13 protein-coding genes are annotated in these 15863 nt (G+C 29.3%); 6 read left to right on the top strand and 7 right to left on the bottom strand.

Annotation, left to right across the window (positions count from 1 at the left end; genetic code table 11):
- Positions 1-98: 98 nt before the first annotated feature.
- From Q0762_RS05495 to prfB, 3 genes are all read right to left on the bottom strand, one after another.
- A complete protein-coding gene (locus Q0762_RS05495) occupies positions 99-2561 on the bottom strand; it encodes an outer membrane beta-barrel protein (RefSeq protein ID WP_298764576.1) in 2463 nt (820 codons plus the stop codon).
- A gap of 92 nt (positions 2562-2653) precedes the next feature.
- Complete coding sequence (gene arsC / locus Q0762_RS05490; RefSeq protein ID WP_298764574.1) at positions 2654-2995, bottom strand: arsenate reductase (glutaredoxin); 342 nt, start codon at positions 2993-2995, stop codon at positions 2654-2656.
- A 152-nt stretch (positions 2996-3147) separates the two neighbouring features.
- The gene (gene prfB, locus Q0762_RS05485; RefSeq protein ID WP_298764571.1) at positions 3148-4239 is read right to left on the bottom strand and encodes a peptide chain release factor 2; all 1092 of its coding nucleotides are present in this window, start codon (positions 4237-4239) and stop codon (positions 3148-3150) included.
- 86 nt (positions 4240-4325) lie between these two features.
- Here prfB and Q0762_RS05480 point away from each other — a divergent pair, with 86 nt between their 5' ends.
- Positions 4326-6743: a zinc-dependent metalloprotease gene (locus tag Q0762_RS05480; protein WP_298764568.1), complete on the top strand. Its 2418-nt coding sequence runs from the start codon at positions 4326-4328 to the stop codon at positions 6741-6743.
- A gap of 30 nt (positions 6744-6773) precedes the next feature.
- Here the strand turns inward: Q0762_RS05480 and Q0762_RS05475 are convergent, their stop codons facing one another.
- Positions 6774-9233 (bottom strand): hypothetical protein, encoded by a 2460-nt coding sequence (locus Q0762_RS05475; RefSeq protein ID WP_298764566.1) that lies wholly within the window; start codon positions 9231-9233, stop codon positions 6774-6776.
- 133 nt (positions 9234-9366) lie between these two features.
- Between Q0762_RS05475 and Q0762_RS05470 the strand changes: the two genes are divergently transcribed.
- Complete coding sequence (locus Q0762_RS05470) at positions 9367-10392, top strand: GntG family PLP-dependent aldolase (RefSeq protein ID WP_298764565.1); 1026 nt, start codon at positions 9367-9369, stop codon at positions 10390-10392.
- Here Q0762_RS05470 and Q0762_RS05465 read toward each other — a convergent pair.
- From Q0762_RS05465 to Q0762_RS05455, 3 genes are read right to left on the bottom strand one after another with little or no spacing between them, the layout of a single operon-like run.
- Entirely contained in the window at positions 10383-10868 is a 486-nt protein-coding gene (locus tag Q0762_RS05465) for a hypothetical protein (protein ID WP_298764564.1), read from the bottom strand. The two genes, Q0762_RS05470 and Q0762_RS05465, sit on opposite strands and share 10 nt — an antisense overlap.
- A gap of 10 nt (positions 10869-10878) precedes the next feature.
- The gene (locus Q0762_RS05460) at positions 10879-11493 is read right to left on the bottom strand and encodes a hypothetical protein (protein WP_298764562.1); all 615 of its coding nucleotides are present in this window, start codon (positions 11491-11493) and stop codon (positions 10879-10881) included.
- Between the two features lie 2 nt (positions 11494-11495).
- Positions 11496-11990: an RNA polymerase sigma factor gene (locus Q0762_RS05455; RefSeq protein ID WP_298764560.1), complete on the bottom strand. Its 495-nt coding sequence runs from the start codon at positions 11988-11990 to the stop codon at positions 11496-11498.
- A 118-nt stretch (positions 11991-12108) separates the two neighbouring features.
- Here Q0762_RS05455 and Q0762_RS05450 point away from each other — a divergent pair, with 118 nt between their 5' ends.
- The 4 genes from Q0762_RS05450 (at position 12109) to Q0762_RS05435 (ending at position 15830) form a co-directional block, all read left to right on the top strand.
- Positions 12109-13002 carry a MerR family transcriptional regulator gene (locus Q0762_RS05450; protein ID WP_298764558.1) on the top strand — a complete coding sequence of 298 codons (894 nt, stop codon included), beginning with the start codon at positions 12109-12111 and terminating at the stop codon, positions 13000-13002.
- A 62-nt stretch (positions 13003-13064) separates the two neighbouring features.
- Positions 13065-14531, top strand: a complete 1467-nt coding sequence (crtI, locus tag Q0762_RS05445; RefSeq protein WP_298764556.1) for an NAD(P)/FAD-dependent oxidoreductase — start codon at positions 13065-13067, stop codon at positions 14529-14531.
- Between the two features lies 1 nt (position 14532).
- Positions 14533-15375 carry a phytoene/squalene synthase family protein gene (locus Q0762_RS05440; protein WP_298764554.1) on the top strand — a complete coding sequence of 281 codons (843 nt, stop codon included), beginning with the start codon at positions 14533-14535 and terminating at the stop codon, positions 15373-15375.
- A gap of 2 nt (positions 15376-15377) precedes the next feature.
- Positions 15378-15830 (top strand): sterol desaturase family protein, encoded by a 453-nt coding sequence (locus tag Q0762_RS05435; protein ID WP_298764551.1) that lies wholly within the window; start codon positions 15378-15380, stop codon positions 15828-15830.
- Positions 15831-15863 lie beyond the last annotated feature (33 nt).

Genomic DNA, 15863 nt, shown 5'->3' with positions numbered 1-15863 from the left:
GCGGTTGAGTAAGTGCGTTAGGGATTGCAGTGGAAATCCTTTTGTGAAGTATGAGCAAAAGATTGCAACGTAAAGCCCGTTAAAACGCCCAAAAAATATTAGCCTTCAAAATCTTCTCTACCACCATTATCTCTATTTCCTATGTTTGGTTTTTTCTTTTGATTAAAACGATATACAAAGCTTACTCTAAATTGTGGTTCTCTCCATTGAAATTCTGCAATTTGGTTTAAAACATTGGGTATATTTGTAATTCTTCTGCTAATTCTGCTATTAAAAACATCGCTAAAATTTAAACTTAATGAAGCTTTTTCATTGAAAAAATCTTTACTTGCTGCAAGGTTTAGACTAAAAATACCTTCTCTTGTAGATTGGGCATTTTGTGATGGCCCAAAATAATTGGTGTTAATTTGTAAATCTGTTTTACCAGGCAATGTGATTTTTTGGTTTAAACGAATAAAATAAGAGGTATTTACAAAATCGAAATTGGTAACTTGATTGGTTTTTGGGTTTGTGTAATCTCCTGTGCTTGTAACGTTAAAGAGATTAAAATCGCTATTAATATTCCATATTTTAAAAGGTTTATAATTTAAAGTAAATTCTAAACCAACTCTTTCTTCTGTAGATAAATTTATAGGGAATCTTCTAATTATAGGATCTCCATTGTCTGTAATTTCGCCAGTGTCTTCTTGTATTCTTTCCCAATTATCATTGCTAATGTTGTAGTAAATAGAGGTGCTTAAAGTAAATTTGCTCCATCTTTTAAGGTAACCTAAATCTATTGCATTTGTAATTACTGGGTTTAAAGCTACATTACCTGTGTAAATATTAGATTCACTTGATCTGCTAGGAAAAGGATTTAAGCTTCTGCCTCTTGGTCTTCTTATTCTTTTGTTATAGCCTAAAGTAATATTTTCGCCATCTTTAATTTCATAACCTAAATTTATGGTAGGAAATAGGTTACCGTAATTTTGACTATTTGTGGTTGTTGCCGTTTGTTGTATAATTTCTATAAAAGTATATTCGTAACGCAAACCTGCTAATAAAGAAATATTATTAAATTTTTGACCATATTGAAAGTATGCAGCATTTACAAATTCTTCATAATTAAAGGCATTGTTTAAGCCGGCATCTGGCACTAAAGGTCCGTTTGGAAAATCTAGTCTTTCTGCTAAAAAAAAGCTATTAAAAATGTCTCTATAATTACCTCTATAACCTATTTCATATTGTATGTTTTCTCCAACAGGATGCACATAATCTATTTGTACTAATGCACGATTTTCATCTTGGTCTTCTATTACTTGTTCTAAATCGTTTAGCAGATTTACTTGGGTATCTATTTCTGTAATTCCGTTGTTTATTTCTTCTGTTTCTGTAGAGTATTGTAAATTTACAGTTAGTTTTTTACCGGTTTCATTAAAATTATTTACATAGTCTAATGTATATTGAATTCTGGCTTCATCTTCCGCCTCTTTTTCTCTTCTAAAAGTGGCTTCGTTTAAATTATTGTTACTATCAAACCTGTCTATTGTGTTTGAGTTTACATCATCATCATTACCACCATTGTAAACAATGTTACCAATTATGCTAGAGTTTTCTGTTAGATAATATTCTGCTCCAAAACTAGTAAAAATAGATCTTCCTAAACGATCGAATTTTCTACGTTCTATTACTTTTGCATTTTGTGCAGAAGTAGAAAAGAAGTCTGAATCTGTTGTTGCATTTCCTGGCGTTTCATTATATCTAAAACCTGTATTTGTAAATAAATTCCATTTTTTTGTGCGCCAATTGGCATTAAAAGCGGTTCCTAAACGTTCTGGTATTCCTAAATCTAATTGTAAAGAACCATTAAAGCCTGTAAGTTTATTTTTTCTTAAAATGATGTTTAAAATTCCTGCTGTTCCTTCAGCATCATATCTAGAAGATGGAGATGTAATTACTTCTACCTTTTCTATGGCTTCTGCAGGAATTTGCCTTAATGCTTCTGCGCCATTTAAACCAACTAATGCACTTGGTCTGCCATTAATTAAAATGGTTACGTTTTCATTACCACGTAAACTTACAGCGCCTTCCACATCTACTTGTACAGAAGGTACATTGCCTAAAACATCACTTGCATTACCACCTCTTATAGATAAATCCTTACCAATATTAAAAATCTTTTTGTCTAAACGAATGTCTACCGTAGTTTTTTCTGCAACTAGCACAATTTCATTTAAACTATTTGCATCTTCAGACAATTTAATAGTACCAAAATTTTTATCTGCAGATAAGGTTTGTGCAGGAAATTTTACGGGTTTAAAAGAAATAAATTCTACACTTATTAAATAATTTGCTTTTGGAGTTTCTATGTTAAATTTACCCTTTGCATCTGTAATTCCGCCAGAAACTACATTTGTTTTGGTGTTTTTTAAAATGATGGTGGCATACTCTAAAGGTTGATTCGTTTTTAAATCAACAACAACACCTGTGAGTTTGATATTTTTTTTTGATGATGTTCTCTGAGCAGATAAAAGGTTAATTGAAAAAACTATAATTATAAATAAAAGTATTTTTATTTTCAAAACTTAAAACTTTAATTAGTTACGTACAAAGTTCTATTTAAGTATAGTTTTATTGGGTTAAAAAAAAGTTAAACAAAAAGCCGTTTTCTAATTTAGATTATTTTTAAAATAGCACCAGAAGGTCTGCCAATTGTGGCTTTATTGCCATTTATTACAATAGGGCGTTCTATTAATTTAGGGTTTTTTAACATTGCCTTAATAATTTCTGAATCTGTTAACACTTTTCCTTTGTAATTTTCTTTCCAAATTTTTTCTGTTTTTCTAACCAGTTGTATTGGAGAGATGCCTAACATTTCTATGATATTTGTAAGTTCTTGCTCATTAGGTATATTTTCTAAATATTTAACAACTTCAAATTCTTTACCTGATTCTTGCAGAATAGTTACTCCTTCTCTAGATTTTCTACAACGTGGATTATGGTATATTTTTATCATTTTTTATGTTTTTTAAATTTTAAAAGTTTGTAAAGATTCAAGGTTGAAAAAAGAAAGATAAATTTATTTGTTTAAAAGAATTCAATTTTTTAAAATTGGTTAACCAACAACCAACAACCAACAACCAACAACCAACAACCAACAACCAACAACTAACCCTTTTGTCCGTTTAACATTAAATAGGCTTTTAAAAATGCATTAATATTTCCATCCATAACAGCATCTACATTACCAGTTTCATGAGCAGTTCTTACATCTTTTACTAGTTTATAAGGGTGCATTACATAATTTCTAATTTGGCTACCCCATTCATTTTTCATTTTATTGGCTTCAATATCATCTCTTGCAGCTTGCTGTTTTTGCAGTTCAATTTCATACAATTGAGATTTAAGCATTTGCATTGCAGTTGCTCTATTATCATGTTGTGAGCGTGAGTTTGAACAAGAAATTTGTATGCCAGATGGCTTATGTGTAAGTTGTACTTTAGTTTCTACTTTATTTACATTTTGCCCACCTGCACCACTAGAACGTGCTGTGGTAATTTCTATATCTGCAGGATTTATATCAATTTCAATAGAATCATCTGCAACAGGATATACATAAACAGAAGCAAAACTTGTATGGCGTTTGGCATTAGAGTCAAAAGGAGAAATTCTTACCAACCTATGCACGCCGTTTTCACCTTTAAGCCAACCAAATGCGTAATCTCCAGAAACTTCAAAAGTTACGGTTTTTATACCTGCAGCATCTCCTGCTTGGTAATTTAATGTTTTTTGTTTAAAGCCTTGTTTTTCAGACCACATAGAGTACATTCTAAACAGCATTTCTGCCCAGTCGCAACTTTCTGTGCCACCCGCGCCTGCAGTAATTTGTACCGTTGCAGAAAGTGCATCGCCTTCTTCAGAAAGCATGTTTTTAAATTCTATATCTTCTAAAAAAGTACTTAAAACTTCAAACTGATTTGTTATTTCTTCCTCTTCAACTTCGCCTTCTTTGTAGAATTCATACAATACGTTTACGTCTTCGTTTAAAGAAATGGCTTTGTTGTAATCTTCTACCCATTTTTTTTTGATCCGCAATTCTTTCATTACCAATTCTGCAGCTTTTGGATTGTTCCAAAAATCTGGATTTGCCGTTTTTTCTTCTTCATTGGCAATTTCAATCAGTTTTTTATCGATTTCTAAATAATCTTTTAGCTTATCAATTCTAACTTCAATGTTTTTTAATTGGTCTTGTGTAATCATAGTTAAAACAAAAATAAATTAAATTTTAGGATTTCTTCTTTTATTCACCGTAGTTATTTTATAGTTTTATAGAAAATATTTTTATCATGAAAAAAATACTCTTTATTCTTGTTTTAATTGCTTGCTGTTCAAAAGGATTTTCTCAGTTTTTTATTGAAAAATCATCTAAAAAATTACAAAAAGGTATTAAAAAATACCAAGGATATTTTACGTTTTATTACGATGAAAATGAAGATAAAATTTACCTAGAAATAGATAAATTAAATACAGATTTTTTATATGTAAATGCACTTTCTGAAGGAATTGGTTCTAACGATATTGGTTTAGATAGAGGGCAGTTAGGTGGCGGAGTAGTAGTGCATTTTAAAAAAGCTGGGAATAAAATTTTGTTGGTACAACCCAATTTAAAGTATAGAGCAATTACACAAAACATTGAAGAACAAAAATCTGTAAAGGAGGCGTTTGCAAAATCTATATTGCATGGCTTTGTAATTAAAGAGATAAAAAACAATACCTATTTGGTAGATGCTTCTTTATTTTTTATGAGAGATGCTCATGGTGTGGCAAATACTTTGGCAAGAAATAATCAAGGAAACTACAGTTTAGATAAAAGTAGAAGTGCTTTTAATTTAGAACGCACCAAAGCATTTCCTAAAAATGTTGAGTTTGATGTTTTACTTACTTTTAAAGGAAAACCTAAAGGTTATAACATAAGAAGTGTAACTCCAGATGCAACAGCAGTTTCTGTAAATCAGCACCATAGTTTTGTAAAATTACCAGACAATAACTACAAACCTAGAAGTTTTGATACACGTTCTGGTGGTTATGCCATGTCTTATTTAGATTATGCCACACCTGTAAATGAAGCTATTACCAAACGATTTATTTACAGACATCGTTTAGAAAAGAAAAACCCAAATGCTAAAATTTCTGAAGCCAAAAAACCTATTATTTATTATTTAGACAGAGGAACTCCAGAGCCAGTAAGATCTGCTTTGTTAGATGGTGGTCTTTGGTGGAACCAAGCTTTTGAAGCCATTGGTTACAAAGATGCTTTTCAGTTTAAAATGTTACCAGAAAATGCAGATCCTTTAGATGTGCGTTATAATGTGGTACAATGGGTGCATAGATCTACAAGAGGGTGGAGTTATGGTGCAAGTATTTCTGATCCTAGAACAGGAGAAATTATTAAAGGTCATGTAAGTTTGGGGAGTTTAAGAATTCGTCAAGATTTTTTAATTGCACAAGCTTTGCAAGCACCTTATGCTAATAATAATTCAAATGATGATTTTGCTTTACAAATGGCTTTGGCAAGAATAAGACAATTATCTGCACATGAAATTGGGCATACTTTAGGTTTTGCCCATAATTTTGCTGCAAGTACCAATAATAGAAGCTCTGTTATGGATTATCCACATCCAAAATTTAGTTTAAAAGAAGATGGAAGTATTAATTTTTCTGATGCTTATGATACCAAAATTGGTGCTTGGGATAAGGTAACTGTTGCGTATTTTTATCAAGATTTTCCTAAAGATAAAAATGAAGCAAAAGAATTGAATCTTATTCTGAAAAATGCTGCAAAAAAAGGTTTAAAATATTTATCTGATCAAGATGCTAGGTCTAAAGGAAGTGCAAATTCTGCAGCACATTTATGGGATAATGGAGGCAATATTCATGATGAATTGTACAATGTTTTAAAAATTAGAAAAAAGGCAATTGCAAATTTTTCTGCAGATAATATAAAAACAAACCAGCCGTATTCTGTATTAGAAGATGTTTTTGTGCCTCTTTATTTTTTTCATAGATATCAAACAGAAGCTACTTCAAAATTAATTGGTGGTTTAGAGTATAGTTATGCTGTAAAAGGCGATAATCAAACCATAGTAAAAAGAGTTTCTGGAACTACAGAACGCATTGCATTGCAAGCAGTTTTACAAACTTTACATGTTAATGAAATTGCAATTCCAGAAGAAAAGTTGGGTTTATTTCCGCCAAGGGCGATGGGTTTTGGGAGAACAAGAGAATCTTTTAAAAGCAAATTAGGTGTAGCATTTGATGCTTTTAGTGCAGTAGAAACAGCTTCTGAAATGACATTAAGTTTATTGTTAAATTCACAAAGAATGTCGCGTTTAATTGCGCATAAAAGTTTGAATAAGAATCAATTAGGTTTAGAGGAGTTAATTGACGAATTGATCTCAAAAACCATTAAAAAAACATACAACATTAATTATTATAAAGAATTGCAAAACGTTATAAATATTAAGGTTTTAGAGCAATTGTTTTATTTAGGCGCAAACAAAAATCAATACCAACAAGTAAATGCTATTGTTTTGTATAAGTTAAATGAAATTAAAGAAATTCTTCAGAATAAAAAAAGCAAAGGAACACAAAAAATTTATAATGATGCTATGGTTAAGATGATTAAAGATTATTTAAAAAATCCAAAATCACATAAAAAAACACTGGCACCACAAATTCCTGATGGATCACCAATTGGGAATTAAAACAAAATAAATAGCTACTTAACTATCGTTTTATTCAACAAAAAATTTAGAGGTTTTATAAATTGGTTTGCCTGTTACAGAAATTCCTTCAATTTCTATAATGTATTCACTTTTAATATCAGAAGTAAAAAAAGAAATCTCCACAGGTTTATCTTTCATTACAATAATATTAGGTGCCCAATGTAGCGTTGTTCTCACATCTGGTTTTGTTTGTTCTTCTATGCCATTAATATGGTCTGGTGCATAAAATTCTTTAGCAGTATAAAAACCAGCTGCTTTGTAATTTGTAATTCCTGGTTCTCTCTCTATAAATCTGCCAGAACTACTTTTAGAGTATATAGAAATTACAGGAACACTACTACTAAAAATAGCAATTTCAGGGCCAACCAAAACATCTACAAAAGAAACTTCATTAGCTGGTATGCCACTCAATTCAATAGCTTCAATAGGAAGTTCGTTGTATAAAATTAAAGGTTCTGCATCTCTTTGTCTGTTTACCCTTACTTGATCACCATTAATTGTTAAGCCACCAATTGTAGCTAATAAATTAAAAATGTCTCCAAAAGACTTACCAATTTCATTTAAGTCGGTTCTATTAAAAGCATTTCCATAAGAGGTTCTTTTATTCATTTCTCTATTTCTTTCATCCTCTTCTTTTTTTAATTTAGCTTTTACAACCACTTCGTTTAGTACATTTTCAGTTTGTGTAAATTTATTTTTAAGTTTTTGTAATTTTTTTTGTTGTTCTGTGTAAGGTTTTACAAGAATTTTGGATTGTATATTATCTTTAGTGTTTTTTTTAGAAATAATTTTCGATTCTTTTTTTCCTAGTTTAGGTGTAATAATTACTTTTTTATCTTCTTTTCTTTTAGATTTAAAGTTATTAAGCCTAGCTTCTACAATTACAGGAATACTATCAAAAAAAACAAAAGGACCGTAAGAATAATTACCAATACTATCTGTTTTTGTTATGGGTTCTTGTTTAAACAAACCTCCTGCTGGGAAGGTTAGTCTTGTGTATTTTGGTAATGAATTTTTAGAAGATCTTATTGAATTTACAGTTCCTTGAAGCATAAAACCTTTTTCGGGTTTGTGTTGTAAGTTGTTTAATTTATTTGCTAAAACCTCTTGCCATGTAAATTTTCTCCAACCGTTTGTAAGCATAATTAAGTCTAACAGATACTTGCTTTTTCTTTTTTCTTTATTATTAAAAAAATAAGAAGGATTTTTAATTTTGCCTCTTAAATCAGAATTTAACAGCAACCAACTTTTTATATTTTCAGCAAACTTTTCTTTAGGTAAAGTATTTATATCTTTAACAGACAAAGAAAGTTTACTTGGTATTACAATGTCTTGATTGTTCTTTACATTTATTTTTAAATTTACTTTTTTTCTAATTCCATAATATTCTTTTTCTTTTTCAATAGATATTTTAGGAGTATTATCTTCTTTATAAACAAACACTAAACGTTCACAAACAGGGTGTAAGTCGCTGTTAAATAGTGTAATGTGAATAATGCCATTGTTAAGTTGATTTACTGGGATTTGTAGTGTTTTTTTATGAACAACTTCTTTAATTTTTTGGTTATACATTAATTTTCCTCTTTTATGAATTAAAAGAGAACTCCCTAATAAGCCATTTTTAGAATTTGTATTTAGAGAGATGTATATTTTTTTATCTGAGTTTACAACATTCAAAACAAAGCCTTTATTTAAAGCTGCAGGCAGTTTATATTTAAAATCATTATTGTTATGTGTTAGTATTGCAAAGTATTTTTTTCCTTTTTTAGGAATTATAGAAAATTCGCCTAATCCAAATTTGGTAGAAGTAAAACTAGTTATTATTTCGTTATTTTGGTCAACTATATTCCCCTTAACCTGCAAAGTATCGTAAATTTTGTTCTTCAGTTTAATAACCACCTTATTCATTAAACTATTTACTAAATAGCCACCTTGTGGATAAAAATGTAAATCTGGTTTACTTGCTGTTTCTTTATTAGCAATCGTTGTGCTAACTTCTTTAACTTGGTTATTTATAATTTCATTGTTGTAAGACCAAATTGTTATTTTTTTTTCAAAGAAATAAGAACTGCTCTGATTTTTCATGTGGTTAGTATAGGCTCTTATTTTATAGTTACCAGGTTTTATACTTTTAGATAATGTAAAATTTCCAGCGGTACTTAAATTATTTATGAATAGCTTTTTTTGGTTTATAATGTCATTTTTTTCGTTTAGCAATTCAACATATGCTAACATACTTTTATTAGATTTTTTGTGTGTAACTCCATTAATTAAATATAAAGTAAACCAAATGTCATCTTCATTGTTGTAGATCGTTTTATCAGAATGAACGTAAACTTTTTCTGAATAATTTTTTAAACTATATTTTTCTAATACTTCAACAGGACTGTGGTAAATATTAGTTTGTGCATTTGAAATAAAAGAAATAGTCACAAAAAAAATAAGCAATACAAATTTTAAAATATTCATTTAAGGTTTATAAGTAATTAATATCATAAAGTAGCATTATTTAACAATAAAAACAAATTAAAGGTTTAAAATAAGCTATTTTTTTTGAGTAAAACTTTAAAAATGCTATTTTAGTTTTTAAAGTTTTCTTTAGATGACCATAGACCTAATTTCAGATACAGTAACCAAACCTACAAAAGGCATGTTAGATGCTATGATGCAAGCAAAAGTGGGCGATGATGTTTTTCAAATGGACCCAACTGTAAACCAACTTCAAGAAAAAGCAGCAAAAATGTTTGGTATGGAAGCTGCACTTTTTTTTCCATCGGGCACAATGGCAAATCAAACTGCTATAAAATTACATACACAACCAGGAGATTTGGTAATTGCAGATAAATATGCACATATTTATAATTACGAAAGTGGTGGAGTTGCCTTTAATTCTGGAGTTACTTGTAAATTAATAGACGGAGAAAGAGGTATGTTTACTGCAAGTCAAATTGAGGAGTTTGCAGCAGTAAAACCACAAATATACTTGCCATTTACAAAGTTAATTTGTGTAGAAAATACCACGAATAAAGGAGGTGGCGCATGTTGGGATTTTTCTGAATTGGAAAAAATACAGAAAGTAGCACAAAAAAATAATTTAGTTTATCATTTAGATGGTGCACGTTTATTTAATGCTTTGGTGGCTAAAAAGGAAAACCCCAAACAGTATGGGCAACTTTTTGATACGATTTCGATTTGCCTGTCTAAAGGTTTAGGCGCACCTATTGGTTCATTATTATTAGGTTCTAAAGCAAACATTGTAAAAGCATTGCGATTGCGTAAATTATTAGGTGGTGGCATGAGACAAGTTGGTTTTTTAGCTGCCGCTGGTATTTACGCACTAGAAAATAATATAGAACGTTTGGCAGAAGATCATAGAAAAGCCAAGGAAATTGCCACGGTTTTAGAAACTTGCAGTTACATTACTAAAATAGAACCTGTAGAAACCAATATTCTTATTTTTTATGTGAATGAAAAAATTGGTGCAGATAATTTTATCAATAAAATGAAAGAAAAAAACATTTTATTAACACCTATGGGAGAAGGTAAAATAAGAATTGTTACACATTTAAATTATACCAATCAAATGCACGAAATTTTATTAAAAGAATTGAAAAATTATCAGAAATAAAAACGAACAACTGGCGATATTGGAGAAGCAAAAACGCTTTTATTTTCGTCATATAAAACATCATACCTTATACCTACAGCAAACCTGCCTTGATTGTAAGCAATACCTAAATGCAAAGCAGGAAAATTGGTGTTTACAGATCCGCCAGAAAGTAAAGATTGTCTTGCAAAATTATAATCAAATTCACCAGAAAGTTGTACGCCAATTTTGGTTTGATATAAAGAGATTAAACTTGCTCCATAAAGATTTGTGGTAAAATCGTTTATTCTTGAGTGAAGATAAGTAACACTTGTTCCCAATGCAAAACCATTATCAAAATTATAAATTGCACTTGGAGATATACCTACATTAGTTTGGTTATTACCAAAACCAAGCGTAAAACCACCACCATATTGTACACGGCTCCAAAAGTCTGATTTTTGAGAAAAAGTAGCTAGTGAAAGTCCTAAAAATAAGAATAAGATCTGTTTTTTCATTGATAAGGTGTTAGTTAAAGTCGTCTAATTTAGCCAATTCTTTATAATTACGCTTTAATTTTTTTAATAAAAAGCCATAAAGTAATTGATAAAAAAGTAATAAACAACCAAGTGCTAGTAAACAAACCACTAAACTTAACAAAATTACAAGCAACATTTGATTTAGATTTATATCATCAATTTTTAAATTAATTTCTGCTATAATTACAATAAGCATAATTAAAGCCATGTACCCCAAATTAAAAATCACATAATTTTTTACAGATCTACGAGTTTTTATAATTTTTTTCATGAGTACTTTTGTGGAATCTGACACAGAAATTTTCTTATAATTATTGTAAAACTGAAACAGGAAATAAATAATAATTGCATAGGCAAAAAATTGAGAATAAAATACAAAATTGTACAAACCAAGTTTTTGATATTCTAAGTAAGCAGCTTCCATATCAACAAAAAAATAGGCAGAATTTAAAATAATAAATTCTAAAATGCCAATAATAAAAATCCATTTTACAATAGATGAAGATTTAGATTTGGCTAATTTGTAGATTGCTGCACTACTTAGCTTATTGGTGTCTTTGGGTTGGTTTTCCCAAGCTTTTTTATAATTTTCTAATAAATCCATTATTATGGGTTTAAAATGTTTTTTAATTTTTCTTTGGCTCTATTCATTTTAACTCTAGCATTTACACTAGAAATACCTAAAGTCTCAGAAATTTCTTTATAAGGTTTGTCTTCTAGGTATAAAAAAATGAGTGCCTTTTCAATATCATTTAATTGATGCACAGCTTTATACAATGCTTTCAATTGCAATTCTTCTGTATCATCATAATCTGTAGCTTTTATTTTAAAAGAGACCGCATCAAAATCTTGAGTTTTAATTTGTCTTGTAGATTTTCTATATAATGATATTGCCGTATTTAAAGCTACTCTATACATCCATGTACTAAATTTAGAATCGCCCCTAAATTTTGGGTAGTTTTTCCAAACTTGTATGGTAATTTCTTGAAACAAATCATTATGAGCACTTTGGTTTGTAGTGTAAAGTCTACAGATTTTATGTGCTATATTTTGGTTTGCATCAAAGTCAGCTAAAAAATTAGTTTCTAAATCTTTTTGCACTTTTTCTTTTGGTTAGTTAATTATTAGAAGTCTAAAGTTAAAGTTTGTTACAATTTACACAAAAAAAAATATGTTAAATCAAAAACCCCTATATTTGTCTAACTTAAATGCTATAAAGTTGAACAATATAAAGCAAGAATTTACAATTAAAGACCTCGAAAATATATCGGGCATAAAGGCACATACCATACGTATTTGGGAAAAACGTTACAATTTATTGGTACCAAGAAGAACGGATACCAATATTAGATATTATTCTCATGAAAATTTACAAAAATTATTAAATACGGTAATGCTTAGTAAAAATGGCTTTAAAATTTCTAAAATAGCAAAAATGTCTGAGGAAGAGTTAAAAACTCAAGCAAGACAAGTGGCATTTTCTACTGCTATAAATGATGAAGCCATCAATTCATTTAAATTGTCTATGTTGCAATTTGATAAGGTTTTGTTTAACAATACTTATGAAAAATTATTGCATAAAAAACCATTCAGAGAAATCTTTAAAGAAGTTTTTATTCCCTTTTTAGAACATATAGGCATGTTGTGGCAAACGGATACTTTAATGCCTGCTCATGAGCATTTTATATCTAATCTTATAGCACAAAAAATACACATTAATATAGAAAATTTGCAATATAGTATTGCAGATTCTAATAAGACATACGTACTTTTTCTCCCGGAAAATGAAATACACGAATTGGGATTATTGTATCTCAATTACGAATTGGTGTTAAGAGGACATCATACCATATATCTTGGGCAAAGTTTACCGTTAAACAATTTAAGTTATTTTTTCGAGAATAAGAGAGATTTATGTTTTGTAACGTCTTTAACAGTAATGCCTTATGATGATAAAGTAGCGCCATACTTTGAAGAAATTAACTACATTCTTAAAGAAACCAATCATAAATTTATAGCTATTGGTAGGCAAACCGCTTTCGTTAAAGAAAATCAATACGATTTTGATATTACTTTTTATGATACTGTAACCGATTTGTTAAAAGTATTATAATATTAATACGCATCATTTTTTTTGTTTAATTTTTGAATATATTTGTTAGACAATCAACAAAAATGAGTAAAGATATATACATAATAGGTTCTGGTTTTTCCGCTTTATCCGCTTCTTGCTACCTATCAAAAGAAGGATACAAAGTTACCGTTTTAGAAAAAAATGACACTTTAGGCGGCAGAGCTAGACAGTTTAAAAAAGAAGGATTTACATTTGATCTAGGACCTTCTTGGTATTGGATGCCAGATGTATTTGAAAAATTCTTTGCAGATTTTGGTAAAAAGCCATCAGATTATTACACCTTAGACAAATTAAGTCCTGGATATGAGGTTTATTTTGGAAAGCAAGATTCTCTTGAAATTTCTGATAAGTTAGAGAACATTTATACCATGTTTGAAAACGAGGAAAAAGGAAGTGCTAAACATTTAAAATCTTTTTTAGATTCTGCAAAATCTAATTATAACACGGCCATAAAAGATTTGGTTTACAGACCAGGAATTTCTCCATTAGAATTGGTTACCACAACAACTGTTGCCCGTGTTTCTCAATTTTTTTCTACTATTAGAAAACAAGTACGTAAAAATATTAAAAGTAATAAGTTAATTCAAATTTTAGAATTTCCCGTATTGTTTTTAGGAGCAAAACCAAGTAATACACCAGCATTTTATAATTTTATGAACTATGCAGATTTTGGTTTGGGTACGTGGCACCCAAGAGGAGGTATGTATAAAGTTGTAGAAGGAATGGTAAATTTAGCAACTTCTTTAGGTGTTAAATTTCAAGTGAATGCTAACGTAGAAAAAATACTAACAGATAAACAAAATAATGTATCTGGCTTAATTGTAAATGGTAAAACTATTGAAACAGATTTGGTTTTAAGTGGTGCAGATTATCATCATACAGAAACGTTATTAGATCAAAATGAAAGACAATATTCAGAGAATTTTTGGAGCAAGAAAACTTTTGCACCTTCATCTTTATTGTTTTATGTTGGGTTTGATAAGAAAATAAAAAATGCAAGTCATCATACTTTATTTTTTGATACCGATTTTGATAAACATGCAGAAGAAATTTATGATGAACCAAAATGGCCATCAGATCCTTTGTTTTATGCCAATTTTACATCAATGACAGATAAAACATCTGCGCCAGAAGGTAAAGAAGCAGGTTTTTTCTTAATTCCCTTAGCACCAGGTATAGAAGATACAGAAGAATTAAGAGAACAGTATTTTCATAAAATAATTAACAGGTTTGAGAAATTAACCAATCAAGAAGTTAAAAATAGTGTTATCTTTAAAAAATCTTTTTGTGTAAAAGACTTTAAAAAAGAATACAATTCTTATAAAGGTAATGCTTATGGTATGGCAAACACACTTTTACAAACAGCATTTTTAAGACCTAAAATAAAAAGTAGTAAAGTAAATAATTTATATTTTACTGGGCAATTAACAGTTCCTGGGCCAGGTGTGCCACCCGCTTTAATTTCAGGTAAAATAGCATCAGAATTAATTAATAAAAACAATCACTAATATGAAAGAATTATTTGATACCGTTTCTAACGGTTGCAGTAAATTAGTTACTAAAAAATACAGCACTTCTTTTTCATTAGCTGTAAACATGTTATCACCTTCTATAAGAACAGATATTTATAACATTTACGGATTTGTAAGATTCGCAGATGAAATTGTAGATACTTTTCATGATTATAATAAAGAAGAATTAATGGCGCATTTTGAGCGCGATTATTACATTGCAAAAGCACAAGGTATTAGTTTAAATCCTATTTTAAATTCTTTTCAACAAACTGTAAATCGTTATAATATTCCAGATGAAATGGTAGTTGCTTTCTTAAAAAGTATGAAGGCAGATTTACATAAAACACAATATACTACTAAAGCAGAGTATGATGAGTATATTTATGGCTCTGCAGATGTGGTTGGTTTAATGTGTTTAAAAGTTTTTGTTAATGGAGATGATGCACAATATGAACAATTAAAAGATGCAGCAATGCGCTTAGGTTCTGCTTTTCAAAAAGTAAACTTTTTAAGAGATTTAAAAGATGATTTTGAGTTATTAAATAGGTCTTATTTTCCAAATGTAGATCTAAATCAATTAGATGCCAATTCTAAACAATTAATTATAAATGAAATTGAAGCAGATTTTGATTATGCATTTAAAAACGGAATTTTAAAATTACCTGTAGAAGCCAAATTTGGCGTATATATGGCTTATAGATACTACAGAAGATTGCTTAAAAAATTAAACAATGTACCTTCAGAAAAAATTATGGATACAAGAATACGTATTTCAGACCCAATGAAAATAAATTTATTGGCAAGAAGTTATGTAAAGTATAAATTAAACATGATTTAAAAATGTTGTTCGCTTTAATTACCTTTACTGTTTTTTGCACTATGGAAGGCATTACTTGGTTAACACACAAGTATGTAATGCATGGCTTTGGTTGGTATTTACATGAAGATCATCACCAACCTAAATACCAAAACGTATTTGAGAAAAACGATTTGTTTTTTGTAATATTTGCTGTACCTAGTTCATTAAGTATCTATTTTGGTCTTGGAAATCAACTTTTTTGGCTCGCAGCAATTGGTTTTGGAATTTTATTTTACGGTTTGGCTTATTTTTTAGTGCACGATGTTTTAATACATCAACGTTTTAAATGGTTTAAACATACTAAAAATAGATATTTATTAGGTTTGCGTAAAGCGCATAAAATTCATCATAAAAATATGGGTAAAGATGATAGCGAATGCTTTGGAATGTTATTTGTACCTTTTAAATATTTTAAAAAGCCTAAATTAACTTAATAAAATCTGTGTTCAGAAATTTGCTTAAACGAT

Origin of the sequence: uncultured Polaribacter sp., from assembly GCF_947495205.1 — a bacterium.
Taxonomy (GTDB): domain Bacteria; phylum Bacteroidota; class Bacteroidia; order Flavobacteriales; family Flavobacteriaceae; genus Polaribacter.
Note: the sequence above shows the minus strand (reverse complement) of the source record. Positions and strands in the feature narration are given on the sequence as shown.